14 protein-coding genes are annotated in these 15,963 nt (G+C 68.6%); 7 read left to right on the plus strand and 7 right to left on the minus strand.

Translation table 11 applies throughout. The features are described 5' to 3' along the window. The first annotated feature begins 10 nt into the window (after positions 1–10). From CS062_RS09600 to CS062_RS09625, 6 genes are all read left to right on the plus strand, one after another. Positions 11–1,015 carry a hydroxymethylglutaryl-CoA lyase gene (locus tag CS062_RS09600; RefSeq protein WP_099861429.1) on the plus strand — a complete coding sequence of 335 codons (1,005 nt, stop codon included), beginning with the start codon at positions 11–13 and terminating at the stop codon, positions 1,013–1,015. 109 nt (positions 1,016–1,124) lie between these two features. Further along, positions 1,125–2,123, plus strand: coding sequence for a Bug family tripartite tricarboxylate transporter substrate binding protein (locus tag CS062_RS09605; RefSeq protein WP_099861430.1), 999 nt, complete (start codon positions 1,125–1,127; stop codon positions 2,121–2,123). 233 nt (positions 2,124–2,356) lie between these two features. Continuing rightward, complete coding sequence (locus CS062_RS09610; protein WP_199174212.1) at positions 2,357–3,106, plus strand: hypothetical protein; 750 nt, start codon at positions 2,357–2,359, stop codon at positions 3,104–3,106. Between the two features lie 46 nt (positions 3,107–3,152). After that, entirely contained in the window at positions 3,153–3,641 is a 489-nt protein-coding gene (locus CS062_RS09615) for a CS1 type fimbrial major subunit (RefSeq protein ID WP_099861431.1), read from the plus strand. A gap of 56 nt (positions 3,642–3,697) precedes the next feature. After that, entirely contained in the window at positions 3,698–6,187 is a 2,490-nt protein-coding gene (locus tag CS062_RS09620; protein WP_099861432.1) for a TcfC E-set like domain-containing protein, read from the plus strand. 148 nt (positions 6,188–6,335) lie between these two features. Beyond that, positions 6,336–7,469, plus strand: a complete 1,134-nt coding sequence (locus tag CS062_RS09625) for a hypothetical protein (protein ID WP_099861433.1) — start codon at positions 6,336–6,338, stop codon at positions 7,467–7,469. A gap of 65 nt (positions 7,470–7,534) precedes the next feature. On the opposite strand, the gene urtE is transcribed toward CS062_RS09625, so the two are convergent. Genes urtE through urtA form a run of 5 tightly spaced genes read right to left on the minus strand, consistent with a single transcriptional unit; the run spans position 7,535 to position 13,192 of the window. Beyond that, a complete protein-coding gene (gene urtE, locus CS062_RS09630) occupies positions 7,535–8,239 on the minus strand; it encodes an urea ABC transporter ATP-binding subunit UrtE (RefSeq protein ID WP_099861480.1) in 705 nt (234 codons plus the stop codon). A gap of 52 nt (positions 8,240–8,291) precedes the next feature. Continuing rightward, positions 8,292–9,128, minus strand: coding sequence for an urea ABC transporter ATP-binding protein UrtD (urtD, locus tag CS062_RS09635; protein ID WP_099861434.1), 837 nt, complete (start codon positions 9,126–9,128; stop codon positions 8,292–8,294). Continuing rightward, positions 9,125–10,288, minus strand: a complete 1,164-nt coding sequence (urtC, locus tag CS062_RS09640; RefSeq protein WP_099861481.1) for an urea ABC transporter permease subunit UrtC — start codon at positions 10,286–10,288, stop codon at positions 9,125–9,127. The genes urtD and urtC overlap by 4 nt, the downstream gene beginning before the upstream one ends. A gap of 19 nt (positions 10,289–10,307) precedes the next feature. Continuing rightward, complete coding sequence (gene urtB, locus CS062_RS09645; RefSeq protein WP_099861435.1) at positions 10,308–11,906, minus strand: urea ABC transporter permease subunit UrtB; 1,599 nt, start codon at positions 11,904–11,906, stop codon at positions 10,308–10,310. After that, the gene (gene urtA / locus CS062_RS09650) at positions 11,906–13,192 is read right to left on the minus strand and encodes an urea ABC transporter substrate-binding protein (RefSeq protein WP_099861436.1); all 1,287 of its coding nucleotides are present in this window, start codon (positions 13,190–13,192) and stop codon (positions 11,906–11,908) included. The genes urtB and urtA overlap by 1 nt, the downstream gene beginning before the upstream one ends. Positions 13,193–13,490: 298 nt before the next feature. On the opposite strand from urtA, the gene CS062_RS09655 reads away from it, so the two are divergent. Beyond that, complete coding sequence (locus tag CS062_RS09655) at positions 13,491–14,507, plus strand: hypothetical protein (RefSeq protein ID WP_099861437.1); 1,017 nt, start codon at positions 13,491–13,493, stop codon at positions 14,505–14,507. A gap of 89 nt (positions 14,508–14,596) precedes the next feature. Here CS062_RS09655 and CS062_RS09660 read toward each other — a convergent pair whose 3' ends face one another. Next, entirely contained in the window at positions 14,597–15,490 is an 894-nt protein-coding gene (locus tag CS062_RS09660; RefSeq protein WP_099861438.1) for an NAD(P)/FAD-dependent oxidoreductase, read from the minus strand. Beyond that, positions 15,480–15,950, minus strand: coding sequence for an Rrf2 family transcriptional regulator (locus CS062_RS09665; protein ID WP_099861439.1), 471 nt, complete (start codon positions 15,948–15,950; stop codon positions 15,480–15,482). Before CS062_RS09665 ends, CS062_RS09660 begins: the two co-directional genes overlap by 11 nt. Between the last annotated feature and the right edge of the window lie 13 nt (positions 15,951–15,963).

Here is a 15,963-nt window from a genome sequence, read left to right on the forward strand (position 1 = left end):
TGCCTCCCCCATGTCCGCCGTCGCCCCGCGCGCGAGCGCCGACGTCTGGAACGGCGCCGGACGCCGCCTGTTCATGCAGGACGTCGGCCTGCGCGACGGCCTGCAGGCCGAGGCGGTCTTCGTGCCGACCGCCGACAAGATCGCGCTCGTCGACGCGCTGTCCGAGGCCGGCCTGGCCAAGATCGAGGTCACCGCCTTCGTCTCGCCGAAGGCGATCCCGGCGCTGGCCGACGCCTCGGAGGTCATGCACGGCATCACCCGCCGACCCGGCGTGGTCTACACGGTGCTGGTGCCCAATGTCCGCGGCGCCGAGCGCGCGATCGAGGCGCGCGCCGACGAGCTCAACCTGGTGATGTCCGCCAGCGAGAGCCACAACCTGGCCAACCTGCGCATGACGCGGGCGCAGTCCTTCGCCGGGCTGGCCGAGGTCGCCGCGATGGCGCACCGGGCTGCCGCCGCGGTGAACGTGTCGCTGTCCTGCGCCTTCGGTTGCCCGATGGAAGGCGACGTGCCGGTGCAGACCGTGCTCGGCTGGTGCGGTCATTTCGTCGAGCAGCTCGGCGCGCGCGGCGTGACGCTGTGCGACACCACCGGCATGGCCTACCCGACGCAGGTCGTCGCGCTGGTGCGGGCCTTCCGCGAGCGCTGGCCCGGCACCGAGTTGACGCTGCACTTCCACAACACGCGCGGCATGGGCCTGGCCAATGTGATCGCGGCGATGGACGCGGGTGCCGACCGCTTCGACGCGTCGCTCGGTGGTCTGGGAGGCTGTCCCTACGCGCCGGGCGCGACCGGCAATGTCTGCACCGAGGAGATCGTGCATGCGCTGCAGTGCATGGGCTGCGACACCGGCGTGGACCTTGAGCGGCTGATCGCCGCCGCGAAGCGCCTGCCGCCGCTGATCGGCCACGCGGTGCCGAGCCAGATCGTCAGCGCCGGGCGCAGGCTCGACCTGCATCCGCGGCCACGCGACTTCGAGTCGATCCGCGAGCGCGCGCTGGCCCGCGACGTCTGACGGCCCCAGCCCGAGGACCCTCGAGGACGTCCGAGCATGCGTCCGCCCCCGGTTCCCTTTCGACCTCAATGACAACGCCGCCACGAGCGGTCCCTTCCGGAGACAAGCCATGAACCCGATCCGCCGCCGCGTCACCGCGGTCGCCACCGCCGCCGCCCTGGCGGCCAGTACGGCCGCGCTGCTCGCGCCCCTGCGTGTCGCGCAGGCGCAGACGCCGTATCCCAACAAGCCGATCACGATGCTGGTGGGCGCCGCCCCGGGCGGCACGACGGACATCGCCGCCCGCATGCTCGCCGAGCCGCTGGGCAAGGCGCTGGGCCAGACGGTGGTCGTCGACAACCGCTCGGGTGCCAGCGGCGCGCTCGCCGCCGTCGCGACCCGGCGCGCCGAGCCGGACGGCTACACGATCCTGATGCAGTACTCCGGCTACCACGTGATCACGCCGCACCTCCAGAAGGCCGCCTGGGAGCTGAAGGACCTGCGCCCCGTCGCCAATGTGCTGACCGCGCCGCAGCTGATCGTCGTCCGCGAGGGCGTGCCGGCGAAGACCGTTGCCGAGCTGGTCGCGCATGCGAAGAAGAACCCCGGCAAGCTGACCTTCGCCTCTTCGGGCAACGGCTCGCTGCAGCACGTCACCGGGGTGATGCTGGAGCAGCAGGCAGGCATCGAGCTGGTCCATGTCCCTTACAAGGGCACCGGCCCGGCGCTGCAGGATCTGCTGGGCGGTCAAGTCGACCTGACCTTCGGTACGCCGCCGCCGTTCATGCCCTTCATCGCGTCGGGCAAGCTGCGCGCGGTGGCCGTGACCGGCAAGGAGCGTCTGTCGTCGCTGCCTGACGTGCCGACGGCGTCGCAGGCCGGCCTGCCGCACTTGGACGCGGGGTCGTGGTTCGCCGTCTTCGCGCCGGCGAAGACGCCGCAGGCGGTCGTCGACAAGCTGACCGCCGAGATCCAGAAGATCCTGGCCACGCCCGAGTTCAGGAAGAAGGCGGCCGAGCTGGGCGCCACCGCGGACTACATGGATCCGCGGCAGTTGCAGGCGCACGCGGACGCGGAGTTCGAGCGCTGGGGCAAGGTGATCAAGGCGGCGAAGATCCAGGCGGATTGAGGCGACGGGGCAAGCGCCCCGCTGCCGGACCCACGAGCGAAGCCGGCCGTCCCGGGAGGGATGGGCCGGCTTTGCGCTTTCCGAATCGCCCCGACGCGTGGGTCCACGTTTTGACGGAATCGCACTCGCTCCGGTCTCGTGCGAGGAACCCGGTCATTCGAGTGGGCAACTGACGCCCCCGCAATGTGAGCGCAGTCCGGGATCGGCCCGGCATTGCTCTCCCGGGAGCCCACATGTCCTTGCCCAGAGAAATCTCCAAATGCTTGATCGCCGGCGCGGCATTCCTTTCCTCGAGTGCTGGCGCGGCACCGGTGATCAGCATCGGATCGATGTTCGACTATCTGGCGCCGGAGAAGAGCACGCTGCTGAAGCAGGTTCGCAATACCGGCGAATCGACGGCCTTCGTCAAGGTGTCGATCAGCGAGATCATTTATCGGGAAGGGGGCGACAGCGAAGAGCGCCCGGTGGACCTCAAGAGCCTCGGCACCGGTGGCGTCGGGTTGATGGCCAGTCCCATGCGATTGATCGTCCCGGCCGGCGGCGTGCAGGCCACTCGACTGCTGTTTCGCGGCGAGCGTGACGTCGAGCGCCACTACCGCGTGCGATTCATTCCCGTGCTGCCCGACCTCGGCGACGGCTTCGCACTGCCAGACGCCCAGCGCGAGCAATACAAGGACGAATTGCAGGCGGGGGTGAATGTCCTCACCGGCTACGGCGCGATCACGATCGTGCGGCCTCGGGCAGTTCATTTCGATACCCGGATCGACAAGGCCACCGACCAGGTGGTCGTCCGTAATCAAGGCAACAGCACGATCGTGCTGGACGCCCTCGTGCTGTGCGATGAATCGCAGCAGCACTGCGATTCCCCGGTTGTCCGCCACGTCCGTCCAGGCGCGGATCTGCCGCTGCACAGACGTGCCGGGCAAATCGTTCAATTCACGCTCGTGGAAGGAGACAAGAGAAAGCCAATCAACATCGAGTAATCAAACCGCCTCACTTCTTCAATTCATTCACAAGACATTCCATTCCATGTTCAATCCCGTTCGATTCTTCAAGTCCGCCGTCGCTGCTGCCGCCTTCGCCGCTGCGTCGACTGCTGCAATGGCGGAAACCAAGGATCTGTCGATCGCGGTTTTCGCCGAGATCCCGACGGCGACCTTCTACGTCACCGCCTCGCCGACCTGGAATGCCTCCGAGATCCAGAGCTTCGGCTACTCCAACGGCGCCCTGCAGCCGATGAGCCGATCGTTGGAGATCAAAAGCACGATCGGTGCCGTCCGGGCCTACCTGCTGACCACGGCCGAACTTCTAGGCGCAGCCAACAAGAAGATCGGCATCGATGTCGTGATCAACGGCAAGACGCTGAATGTGGGCAGTTCGCAGACGGTCGAAGTCCTGGACAAGGCCACGGCGGCAACCGGCAAGCGGGTGTCCGTGACGCTGACCCCGAGTACGGCGACGTCGACGCCGGGCACCTACAACGGCCAAGTCGCGATGGTGTTCGATTCCACCATCTGATCTGAATCTGATCTGAGACGGGGGGGCGCTTCGGCGCCCCTTTCAACGCCATTCCCATGACGTATTCCAAAGGGCGGGTCCTCCCGCTTGCATTCGCCGTGACGCTGGCCTGGGCGGCGGCGGGCACGGTCCGGGCACAAGACGAGCTGTCGCTGGCGGCGCAGGCGAAGCTGCTGCCCGAGGAGTTCAAGGAGCACTTCTTCGATGTGCCGCTCGCCATGCGCGTGGAGGTCGATGGCAAACCGCTGTCGGATGCGATGGGCGTCCTGACGGCGGAGGGGCGGGTGCAGCTCATTGAATGGATCAAGGACGCTGGCGGCACGTCGGCGGAGGACCAGACGCGCTGGCTTCATTTCCTGAAGGAGCCGCGATCGCTCGGGAACTGCGAGCGCGAGTGCGAAGGCGTCGTCGCGGTGGCCTACAGCCTGCAGACCTCGACGCTGTCCATCCTGACCGCGCGGGCGGAACGGGTCGCCACCGACGACCGGTACCACCAGTTGCCTGACGGCGGAAGTCATGGGCTGATGCTGCACAACTCGCTGAATGTGGCGGGTGGCAAGGACCAGCCATTCTCCGGACGTTATTCGGTGGATGCGATCGGCAGTGCCGGCCAATGGACGGGCGTGGGCACCTTCCTGGCTTCGCGCAGGGGGGCGGCCCCGGGGGCGCGGCAGCAGGTCCTGTCTCGTCTGTACTTCCAGCGTGAGATGGAAGGCGCGTTCATTCGTGGCGGGCTGTTCGTGCCGGACTTCCAGGGACGGGTCCGCGCGCCGCGTGCGCCCGATGGATTGCCGGACGCGACCCTTGGCGTCATGGTCGGCACGTCCGACGCCCTGGAGGTCGCGCAGGCCATGCCGAGCATGGCGCCGCTGCATGTGACGGCCAGCCGGCAGGGCGTCGTGGAGCTGCTTCGAGACGGATTGCTGATCTACACGCAGCCGGTGGATGCGGGCCTTCAGGCGATCAATACCCGGACGCTCCCGACCGGCATCTATGAGGTGGAGGTCCGCCTCATCGAGGACGGAAAGCTCGCCTCCACGCGCAAGGACCTGATCTACAAGCCGACAGCTTGGGCCGATACCGCTCGCCCTTGGCGCTACGCCTTGTTTGCCGGTCAGGAACGCGAACTGGCCGGTGGTCACGCCGGCGCTGCGAGGGCACTGACCGCCGGGGGCGCGGTGAACTATCTGGTGCATCCGCGCCTGGTCGTCGGCGGTGCCTTGCAACAAGCGGGGGCGAGGCGCTCTGTCGCGGCCTCCTTGGACTGGACAGCGGCGGACGTCGTTCAGCTGTACCTCGGCGCGTCGCACTCCACCGAACGCGGCGCCGGCATCGACGTGCAGGCCATGTACCGCTACGACGGCGGGACGCTGACGGGGAGCCACAACGCCAGCCGGCTTCGGCTGCATCAGGGATGGCCTGCGACGGTCAGCCATCGGCGGCAAGCCAACAGCTCGCTGACCTGGACCCACCAGTGGGCATCCAGCACACGCCTCACCGGGCACCTGGCGCGTGCGGAGGGGGTGTCTCCCGGGACCGGCATCGATCTGGGTCTCACGCATCAGCGCAAGCTGTTTGGCACCGAGGCTCACATCACCGTGTCGCTCTTCGATCGGCCCATGAGCCACTGGATCGGACGGCGCGACCGCGGCGTGACTCTCACCCTCAGCATGTCCCTGGGCGAGGGAAGTCGCGGCTACAGCATGAGCACCGGCGTCCGGTCGGATGCCCTGGGGCGCCGCGATGTCCATGCCAGCGTCGGCGTTCGGCAGAGCCTGTCCGGATCCTACCTGACCCACGTCAGCGGCTCGGCGTCGTTCGATCGGCATGGCGTCGGGCTCAGCGGCGCGGCCGCAGTGCAGCACGACCTGGTCGAGGGCGACATCTTCCTGCAGCGTTCGTCGATGAACCGCGGCTGGAGCGGCGGCGCCAACCTCAGCAGTTCGCTCGCCGTCGCCGCCGGCGGCGTGGCGATGTCCGGCCAGCCCCAGGCCGCATCGGCCGACACGGGCGTGATCATCGACGTCGACAGCGACATGCCCGAAGCCGCCTTGTGGGCGCAGGACAACCAGGGGATCGGTGTGCCCCTGCATCCCGGACGGAATTTCGTGCCGGTCACCGCGTACCGGTCGGGAAATCTGCAGCTGGACTTCGACGCTGTCTCTGCCCCTTCGGCCGCCGTGCAACCAGCCCTGCTGGCCTATCACCTGAACAAGGGCGGGGTCGGCTTTCGCACCGTCCGCGTGATGAGGACGATGACCGTCATTGGCCGCTTGATCGATCAGGACGGTCAACCGGCCAAGGGCGGGCGTGTGGACAACCACGCCGGGCAGGCGGTCACCGAGGTGGATGGCATGTTCTCGCTCGAAGTGAGCGAGCGCGATCCCGTGTTGAGGATCCGGCATGCCAGCGCCGGCGAGTGCCGGGTGATGCTCGGACAGAGCCTGGCCCGCCGCGATGGCGACGCATTGCTCCTGGGCGACGTGTCGTGCCCGACGGACCCCAATGCCCACGTGTCAGCGACCCCAGGTCGCCAAGGCGGATGAAGCCCCCCAGATGATTTCCAAACGAATCGCGCGTGGCCCGATGTCGCCACATCCCTGCTTGAAGCCTGCGTCGGGCGCTGTCGCGCTGCTGTGGAAGGTCGTAGTTGCCGTGGCAGTGTCGAGTGGTCCTGCCGTCCAGGCGGCTGACGTGACCATCAAGGCCGAATACAACGCCCGCGCTTCCACCTCGTGGCAGGTGCAGTTCCAGGACACGACGCCGCAATCGCCGATCTGCACCACTGCGTCGAGCATGTGCCAGCGGAGGAAGTTCACCGATTTCCCCCTGGGCACGGTGAACTACCGCGACATGCGACCGGATGCACCCCGCGAGGAGTGGCTCTACTTCCGCTTTCCGAGTGCCTTCAGGGAGGTGCCGGTTGTCGACTCGCTCTCCGGGCGCCGCGCCGTGGTCAAGTTCCGGGTGACGTCATACGTCGGCAGGTACCGGACCGCGGCGCCTCATGACTACCTCCAGTTCTGGGAGTACTTGCCCTTTGGCAGCGCCGCGCTGGGTCCTTGCAACCTGCTGGTGGGGAGCATGAATCCTTCGGATGTCATGTGGATCTGGGATGTGCCGGTGGAGTCGCCGCAGACCTCGTGTGCCATCAAGCCGAAGACCACCATCCCGGCCGGCACGTTCCAGATTCCGGACGGACATGGGGTGGGCTACGAACTGGTGACGCCAGACCCGCGCTCGATGCGGAATGGCACCTATGTCGGCAAGCTGGACTACACGATCGGCCCGGGAGGCGACTTCGATTTCGGTCTCAGTGCCTTGCCGTCGCGATCCAGGATCGAAGTGGCCTTTGAGCTGAAGGTCCGCGCCGACCTGTATGTGCTGATGGCCGACGGCAATCGGAGAGCGGTGCTGGAGCCTCCGATGGGATGGACGGCCTGGGCCGCGGGAGGGGCTGCGCCACAGCAACTGAGGCGGGACCTCGGCTTCGAGATCTTCGTCGGGGCCCCATTCACCGTCACGCTCAGCTGTGCCTCGGCGGTCGGCGACCGCTGCACTCTGGCCAATGGCGGGAACAGCCGGGTGCCGTACTCGGTGCTGATGACGATCCCCGGCGTCTACAACTTCCCTGCGGCAGAGCCTGTGGAGCGAATGGAGCTGCTCGTCAACCAGCCCGTGCTCATGAGGATGTTCAGCGGCTACATGAGCAACATCAGGTCGAAGCTGCACGTCGAGGCGCGCAAGGACAGCGTCGACGAGATGCTGAAGCACCCCGGCAGCAAGTACAACGATGTGTTCACGCTGACGTTCAACGCGGCGCTCTGACCGCCGGCGGGCGCCCCGGCGACCCCGTGCCGATGGGCGGCGGGCCGTCGTCCGGACGACCGACCTCAGATCGCCACCAGTCCCCGGATCTCCGCCGTCTGCATCGCCGCGTTGTCGCCCCGCGCGATGACGCTGCCGCGCTCCAGCACGAGGAACTCGTCGGCCAGCTCGGCGGCGAAGTCGTAGTACTGCTCGCACAGCAGGATCGCGACCGGGTGGCCGTCGAGGCCCTCGTCGGCGAGCCGCCGGATCACCCGGCCGATGTCCTTGATGATGCTCGGCTGGATGCCCTCGGTCGGCTCGTCCAGGATCAGCAGCCGCGGCGACGCCGCCAGCGCCCGCGCGATTGCGAGCTGCTGCTGCTGACCGCCCGACAGATCGCCGCCGCGGCGCTTGAGCATCTGCTTGAGCACCGGGAACAGCGCGTAAAGGTGCTCCGGCACCGGCGTGCCGCCGGGCTTGCTCGCCAGGCCCATGCGCAGGTTCTCCTCGACGGTCAGCCGCGCGAAGATCTCCCGCCCCTGCGGCACGTAGCCGATGCCGGCGCGCGCGCGCTGATAGGGCGTGGCGTGCGAGATGTCCTTGCCCGCCAGCGACACCGTGCCGGCCCGGATCGGCACCAGCCCCATCAGGCTCTTGAGCAGGCTGGTCTTGCCCACGCCATTGCGGCCGAGCAGCACCGTGATGCGCCCCGGCGTCGCGCTCACCGACACGTCGCGCAGGATGTGCGAGCCACCGTAGTACTGGTGGATGCCGCGTGCCGCGAGCATCGGCGCAGGCGCCGCGTCGTCGCCCGGCGCCGCCGCGGTCCGTTCCTGAAGGTCAGCGTCCAAGGTACACCTCGATCACGCGTTCATCGGCCTGCACCTGCGCCAGCGAGCCCTCGGCCAGCACCGAGCCCTCGGCCAGCACCGTCACCTTCTCGGCGATGCGGTCGACGAAGCCCATGTCGTGCTCGACGACCACGATGCTGTGGCGCCCCTTCAGCGTCAGGATCAGTTCCGCGGTGCGTTCCGTTTCCTGGTCGGTCATGCCCGCTACCGGTTCATCCAGCAGCAGCAGCTTCGGGTCCTGCACCAGCAGCATGCCGATCTCCAGCCATTGCTTCTGCCCGTGGCTGAGCAGTCCGGCGGCGCGCGTCATCTGGTCCTGCAGGCGGATCAACATCAGCACCTCGGCGAGCCGGTCCCTTTGCTCGCCGCTGAGCACCCCCCACAGCGACGCGCTCAGCGCCCGCGATCCCTGCAGCGCCAGCTCCAGGTTCTCGTACACGCTGAGCGCCTCGAACACCGTGGGTCGCTGGAACTTCCGGCCGATGCCGAGCTGCGCGATCTGCGCCTCGCTGTGGCGCAGCAGGTCGATGGTGCCGCCGAAGAAGACAGTGCCCCGGTCCGGCCGCGTCTTGCCGGTGATGATGTCCATCATCGTGGTCTTGCCGGCGCCGTTCGGGCCGATGATGCAGCGCAGCTCGCCCGGCGAGATGTCGATGGAGAGGCCGTTGATCGCGCGGAAGCCGTCGAAGCTGACGTGCACGTCCTCCAGGTAGAGGATGCGGCCGTGCGCCAGGTCCAGCTGGCCCGGCAGGACGACGCGGCCGTAGCCGGGGCCGCTCGCGGCGCGCAGGCGCTCGCCGCCTTGCTCGAGCAGGTCGGGACTCATGCGGAGGACTCCTTCTTCCGGCCCAGCTTGCGCTTGACCAGCCCGGCGATGCCGTCGGGCATGAACAGCGTGACCGCCACGAACAGCGCGCCCAGCAGGTAGAGCCAGAACTCCGGCGCCACCTGGGTGAGCCAGCTCTTGGCGCCGTTGACCGCGAACGCGCCGGCGATCGGGCCGGCCAGCGTGCCGCGTCCGCCGACCGCGGCCCACACGGCGATCTCGATCGAATTGGCGACGCTCATCTCGCCGGGATTGATGATGCCGACCTGTGGCACATACAGCGCGCCGGCCAGGCCGCAGATCAATGCGGAGAGCACCCAGGCCGCCAGCTTGTAGGGCAGCGGCGAATAGCCGCAGAACATCAGGCGCGACTCGGCGTCGCGCACCGCGCTGAGCACGCGGCCGAACTTGGCGCGCGTCAGCCAGCGCAGGCCGAGGTAGCAGCCGACCAACGCGACGGCGCTCAGCACGAACAGCGTCATCCGCATCCCTGGCGTGGTGATCGACAGGCCCAGCAGGCGCTTGAAATCGGTGAAGCCGTTGTTGCCGCCGAAGCCGGTCTCATTGCGGAAGAACAGCAGCATCGCGGCGTAGGTCATCGCCTGCGTGATGATCGAGAAGTACACGCCCTTGATGCGCGAGCGGAAGGCGAAGAAGCCGAAGACGAAGGCGATGCCGCCGGGCACGAGCAGCACCAGCAGCATCGTGGCGAGGAAGCTGTCGCTGAGCGCCCAGTGCCAGGGCAGCTCCTTCCAGTCGAGGAAGACCATGAAGTCGGGGAGCGTGCTGCGGTACTGGCCGTCGGTGCCGATCTGGCGCATCAGGTACATGCCCATCGCGTAGCCGCCCAGCGCGAAGTAGAGCCCGTGGCCCAGCGACAGGATGCCGGCGAAGCCCCAGATCAGGTCCATCGCCAGCGCGCACATCGCATAGCAGCAGAACTTGCCGAGCAGGCTGATCCAGTAGCCGTCCAGGTGCAGCGGACTGTCCGGCGGCACCAGCAGGTTGAGCGCCGGCACGACGACGCAGGCCAGCGCCAGCGCGGCGAACACGGCGAGCCAGCCGGCCCGGCCGAGCAGGGCCGGGCGCTGGGGCAGCACCAGCGATGGAGCGACCGGGGCGGCGGCCGGAGCGGCGGCCGGAAGAGGGAAGGCGGTCATGGCGGAGTCCGGGCGCATCTCAGGTCTCCTGGGCGCGGCCCTTGACCGCGAACAGGCCCTGCGGCCGCTTCTGGATGAAGACGATGATGAAGAGCAGCACGGCGATCTTGGCCAGCACCGCGCCGACGACGCCCTCGAGCGCCTTGTTGGCCAGCCCCAGGCCCAGTGCCGCGAGCACGGTGCCCGCCAGTTGGCCGACCCCGCCCAGCACGACGACCATGAAGGCGTCGACGATGTAGCTCTGGCCGAGGTCCGGGCCGACGTTGCCGACCTGGCTCAGCGCGCAGCCGGCCAGGCCCGCCAGGCCGGAGCCGAGCGCGAAGGCGTAGGTGTCCACGCGCGCGGTGGGCACGCCCATGCAGGAGGCGATCGGGCGATTCTGGGTGACGGCGCGGACGAAGAGACCGAGCCGCGTGCGGGCGATCAACAGCGACATGCCGCCCAGCACCACCAGCGCGAAGCCGATGATCACGAGCCGGTTGGTCGGCAGGGCGAGTCCCGGCAGCAGCGCGAGCGAGCCGCCCATCCACGCGGGGCTCTCCACGGCGACGTTCTGAGCCCCGAAGAGCGAGCGCACCGCCTGCATCAACACCAGGCTCAGCCCCCAGGTGGCGAGCAGCGTTTCCAGCGGCCGGCCATAGAGCCAGCGGATGACCGTCCGCTCCAGCGCCGCGCCGACCAGCGCCGAGGCGAGGAAGGCGGCGGGCATGGCGACGATCAGGTAGGCGTCGAACCAGGCCGGTGCCCATTGGCGGAAGGCGACCTGCACCAGGTAGGTCGCATAGGCGCCGATCATCATCAGCTCGCCATGGGCCATGTTGATCACGCCCATCAGGCCATAGGTGATGGCCAGGCCCAGCGCGACCAGCAGCAGGATGCTGGCCAGGCTGATGCCGGTGAACAGCGCGCCCAGGCGCTCGCCCCAGGCCAGCGTGTCCTCGACGGCGCGCAGCGAGCGCTGCAGCGCGCGCTTGACGTCGGGGTCCTGTTCCTCGGCGAGGCGTTGATTCAGCAGCAGCCGGGTTTCGGGGCTGTGGGATTCGCCGAGTTGCTTCGCGGCATCCAGGCGCTTGCTGCGGTCGGGACTCGCCGCGAGGGCGGCGGCGCGCGCGAGCTTCAGCGCGTCGAGGATCGCGGTGTCGCGCTCCTTGGCGATCGCCCCGTCGAGCAGGGCGACGCGTGAATCGTCGCCGCCGGCGTCGAGCAACGCCTTCGCGGCGGCGAGGCGCGCGGCCCTGTCCGGGCTGGACAGGCGCAGCGCGGCCAGCGCGCCGTCGAGTTCGCCGCGCAGGCGGTTGTTGAGCATCACGTCCTCGAGCGAGGACAAGGCATCGGGAGCGATGGCGACCGCCGCGCCGGTGGCGGCATCGGTGACGCCGGCCTCCGAGGCGATCAGCACGCGCTGGTCGGGGCCGATCTTGAGGCGTTCCTCCGACAGCGCCTGCAGCAGCGCGGCGGTGCGGTCGTCCGGCGCCGCGACCAGCCGGCCGATCGCGGCGATGCGATCGTCGGTCTCGCCCTGCGCCACGGACAGCGCCTGCGCCTGCGTCACCGCATGCGCCGGCGGCGCGAGGAGGGCGATGGCCAGCGACAGTCCGAGGAGCAGGGCGGCCCGCATCACTTCTTCGCCGGTTCGTCGGGCTTGCCCTCGTTGCCCGCGATGTACGGGCTCCAGGGCTTGGCCTTCACGGGGGCGGGCGTCTTCCACACGACGTTGAACTGGCCGTCGGCGCGGATCTCGCCGATGAACACCGACTTGTGCAGATGGTGGTTCTTCTCATCCATCTTGGACGTGATGCCCGATGGCGCCGTGAACGTCTGCCCGGCCATGGCCGCGATGACCTTGTCGACGTCGGTCGACTTGGCCTTCTCGACGGCCTGCTTCCACATGTTGATGCCGATGTAGGTCGCCTCCATCGGATCGTTGGTCAGCGGCTTGTCCTTGTGGCCCGGGATGTTCTTCGCCTTCGCATACGTCGACCACTTCTTGATGAAGGCATCGTTGGTCGGATTCTTGATCGACATGAAGTAGTTCCACGCCGCCAGGTGGCCGACCAGCGGCTTGGTGTCCACGCCGCGCAGTTCCTCCTCGCCGACCGAGAACGCGACCACCGGCACATCCTTGGCCTTCAGCCCCGCATTGCCCAGTTCCTTGTAGAAGGGCACGTTGGAATCGCCGTTGATCGTCGACACGACCGCGGTCTTGCCGCCGGCCGAGAACTTCTTGATGTCCGCGACGATGGTCTGGTAATCGCTGTGGCCGAAGGGGGTGTACTTCTCGTCGATGTCGCTGTCCTTCACGCCCTTGCTCTTCAGGTAGGCGCGCAGGATCTTGTTGGTGGTGCGGGGGTAGACGTAGTCGGTGCCCAGCAGCACCCAGCGCTTGGCGCCGCCGCCGTCCTTGGACATCAGGTAGTCGACCGCCGGGATCGCCTGCTGGTTCGGCGCGGCGCCGGTGTAGAAGACGTTCTTGCTGAGTTCCTCGCCCTCGTACTGGACCGGATAGAAGAGCAGGCCGTTGAGCTCCTCGACCACCGGCAGCACCGACTTGCGCGACACCGAGGTCCAGCAGCCGAAGATCACCGCCACCTTGTCCTGCGTCAGCAGCTGGCGGGTCTTCTCGGCGAAGAGCGGCCAGTTCGACGCGGGGTCGACCACCACCGGTTCCAGCTTCTTGCCCAGCACGCCGCCCTTGGCGTTGATCTCGTCGATCGCCATCAGGACGGTGTCCTTGAGCACGGTCTCGGAGATCGCCATCGTGCCGGAGAGGCTGTGCAGCACGCCGACCTTGATGGTGTCGGCGGCGAAGGCGGGCAGGGCGGCGAGGTTCAGGCCAGCCAGCGCGCCGGCGACGGCCAGCGTCTTGAGCGTGAAGCGGCGGGGGGCTTTGGGATGCGAGGACATGGGGAGCTCCGTTGGATGAAGAGGAGGTCAGCGGGACTTCACAGGACTTCGGGAAGTGACCGGATGCTAGGAAGCCGGGCCGGCTCGGCATATACGGCACATGGCGTATGCGCGGCGGCGGGTGCCGGTGCCGGGTGCGGTGACCGGTCGTAACACCTCGAAGAATCGTGCGTGCACCATCGGGAAAGCCCTGCCGTTGAGGCAACATCCGGCTCCCTCCCAGGAGCGCGGCCGCGGGCTGCGGGAGGAGGACCCGATCCCCGACTCCGGACAACAGGAAAGAAACAGGAGCAGAGCGATGAATGCGATGGCGATGAGTTCGACCTCCATGCCGGCCCGGCGGCCGGACCGCGCGTTGGCGCGATGGCTGCTGGCGGTGCTGACGCTGCTGGCGACGATGCTGACCGGAAGCTCCGCCTGGGCCAGGGACGACGGCGACTGGCAGATCCTGAATGCGCGCTACGGCACGCCGCAGCACAACATCGACGTCACCGACCAGTTGAAGGAACTGGCCCGGCGCGACGACCGCGTGCGGGTGACCAACGGGCTCTTCGGCGACGACCCGGACGTCGGGCGCACGAAGGTGCTGCGCATCTATGCGCGCAACCGCGATGGCGGCAGCCGCGTGTTCGAGTTCCGCGAGGGCAGCGTCATCGACGGCAACGACTTCACCGGCTGGCGGCGCGGCGACTGGGGCCAGGGCGGCAGCGGTGGCTGGGACGGTCCCGGCGGCAATGACGACGGTGCCTACGCGATCCTCGGCGCGCGCTATGGCGTGCCCGAAGCCAGCATCGACGTCACCGGCCGCCTGCGCGAGCTGGCACGCCGCGACGCGAAGGTGCGGGTGACCAACGACCTGTTCCGCGACGACCCGGCGGTCGGCCGTACGAAGATGCTGCGCATCTACGCCCGCGACCGCAGCGGCCAGGTGCGTACCTTCGACTACCGCGAGGGCGCCTGGATCGACGGCAGCCAGTTCACCGGCTGGGGCCGCGGCGACTGGGGGCAGGGCGGCTGGAATGGCGGCTGGGACGGCCGACCCGGCAGCTACAACCCCGACGGCTACGGCCCGGTCCAGGAGCGGCTGTACATCGTGCGCGCCACCTACGGCAGCGGCGGCCGCGCCGTGGATGTGACGGACCGCCTGCGTTCGATCAGCCGTGGCGGCATCCTCGATGTGCGCGTCGACAACGACCTGTTCGGCGGCGACCCGGCCTATGGCGAGCAGAAGACGCTTCGCGTGACCTTCACGCTGGGCCGTGGCCGCCAGCAGACCCGCGAGGTGCGCGAGGGCGACCGGATCCGGCTGCCTTGAGGCGCCCACCGCTTCCTCATCGCACGGTGGCCCGGCTGCCGTGGTGATCGTCGACTGAAGAACGAAGGCCCTGCGGGGCCTTCGTCGTTTCAGACCATCGTCGACCGGTGCGCGCCCAAGCCGGCCATCGCGCCGTCCGACACCGCCAGCGTGACACTGCCAGCCGCGCGGGCGGCGTCACCGCAGGCAAAGACCTTGGGCACGCTGGTGTCCTGCATCGGCCCGACCTTGATGAACGGTCCCATCGGACCCTCCTCCATCGCACAACCGAGCTGCGCGGCGATCGGGCTCGACAGCGAGGTCCGCGGCTGCGTGAACAGTCCGCTCATCGCCAGTGTCCGGCCGTCCTGCAGCACCACGTCGGCGTGCCCCTCAATGCGCGCGATCGGCGTGGGCTCCACGCGCGTGCCGCGCCGCGCGAAGGCGTCGAGCTCCTCGTCGCCGGGCGCATAGGTCCCGTTCAGGAAGAGCGTCGGCTCGCCCCAGTCCGGCAGCATCAATCCGTGGTGCTGCGCCAGGGGAGAGGCCGCGATGATGCCGATCCGCCCCCGGTCCATCTCGTAGCCATGGCAATACGGGCAGTGGAAGACGCTGCGCCCCCAGCGCTCCGCGAGGCCCGGTACCGGTGGCAGCTCGTCGCGGACGCCGAGGGCGAGGATCAGGCGTCCGGCGCTGACCGTCACCGCCCCGACACGGAATTCCAGCCGGCCGTCCGCCGCCACGCGCGCGTCTTCGGCCAGTCCGTCCAGCCACTGCACGCTGGGATAGCGACGCAGCTGGGTCCGTGCCTCTTCAGCGATCGCGCCCGGCGCGCGGCCGTCCTGCGTCAGGAAGCCATGGGCGTGGCCATGATGGTCGTCCACGCACTGGTTGCGGCGCCGGCCCGCATCGACGACCAGCACCTGTCGGCGAGCCCGGGCGAGTTGCAGCGCCGCGGCCAGGCCGGCATAGCTGCCGCCGATGACGGCGAAGTCACTCTTCATGAAGATGCTCCTCGAGTCGATGGGGTGCGTGGCCGAGCTCGACCCTGCGCCGGTGGAAGTCGCGGGACAGGGTGGACAGCGTCACCGCCCCCAGACGCTTCAGCAGCAGGGCCTCCGCTTCCTGCACGGCACTGCCGAGCGCGGTGTTGACGGCCTGGGCGACCAGGCATTCCGGATGCTCCTCGCGGAAGCCGAGCGACACCAGCGACGGCGCGCCGAGCGCCTCATGCACATCGCGCAGCGTGACGCGATCCAGCGGACAGGAAAGCACCCAGCCGCCACCATGCCCCTTGGCCGAGGCGACGAAACCGGCCTCGCGCAAGCCGCCCATCAGGCGCCGCAGCGCGACGGGATGGGTCTGCATCGCGGCGGCGAGCGCTTCCGAGGTGGCGGGGCCATCCCCCTCGGCCATGTGCAGCAGCACATGCAGGACATCGGACAGTTGGCTGTTGGATTTCATGCAACATTATGAG

Origin of the sequence: Roseateles chitinivorans (assembly GCF_002761755.1) — a bacterium.
Lineage (GTDB): Bacteria > Pseudomonadota > Gammaproteobacteria > Burkholderiales > Burkholderiaceae_C > Roseateles > Roseateles chitinivorans.

Coding starts and splice junctions, on each gene's coding strand:
- CS062_RS09600 (WP_099861429.1), top strand. CDS start 11: ATGTCCGCCGTCGCCCCGCGCGCGAGCGCCGACGTCTGGAACGGCGCC.
- CS062_RS09605 (WP_099861430.1), top strand. CDS start 1,125: ATGAACCCGATCCGCCGCCGCGTCACCGCGGTCGCCACCGCCGCCGCC.
- CS062_RS09610 (WP_199174212.1), top strand. CDS start 2,357: ATGTCCTTGCCCAGAGAAATCTCCAAATGCTTGATCGCCGGCGCGGCA.
- CS062_RS09615 (WP_099861431.1), top strand. CDS start 3,153: ATGTTCAATCCCGTTCGATTCTTCAAGTCCGCCGTCGCTGCTGCCGCC.
- CS062_RS09620 (WP_099861432.1), top strand. CDS start 3,698: ATGACGTATTCCAAAGGGCGGGTCCTCCCGCTTGCATTCGCCGTGACG.
- urtE (WP_099861480.1), bottom strand. CDS start 8,239: ATGCTCGCGGCACGCGGCATCCACCAGTACTACGGTGGCTCGCACATC.
- urtD (WP_099861434.1), bottom strand. CDS start 9,128: ATGAGTCCCGACCTGCTCGAGCAAGGCGGCGAGCGCCTGCGCGCCGCG.
- urtC (WP_099861481.1), bottom strand. CDS start 10,288: ATGACCGCCTTCCCTCTTCCGGCCGCCGCTCCGGCCGCCGCCCCGGTC.
- urtB (WP_099861435.1), bottom strand. CDS start 11,906: ATGCGGGCCGCCCTGCTCCTCGGACTGTCGCTGGCCATCGCCCTCCTC.
- urtA (WP_099861436.1), bottom strand. CDS start 13,192: ATGTCCTCGCATCCCAAAGCCCCCCGCCGCTTCACGCTCAAGACGCTG.
- CS062_RS09655 (WP_099861437.1), top strand. CDS start 13,491: ATGAATGCGATGGCGATGAGTTCGACCTCCATGCCGGCCCGGCGGCCG.
- CS062_RS09660 (WP_099861438.1), bottom strand. CDS start 15,490: ATGAAGAGTGACTTCGCCGTCATCGGCGGCAGCTATGCCGGCCTGGCC.
- CS062_RS09665 (WP_099861439.1), bottom strand. CDS start 15,950: ATGAAATCCAACAGCCAACTGTCCGATGTCCTGCATGTGCTGCTGCAC.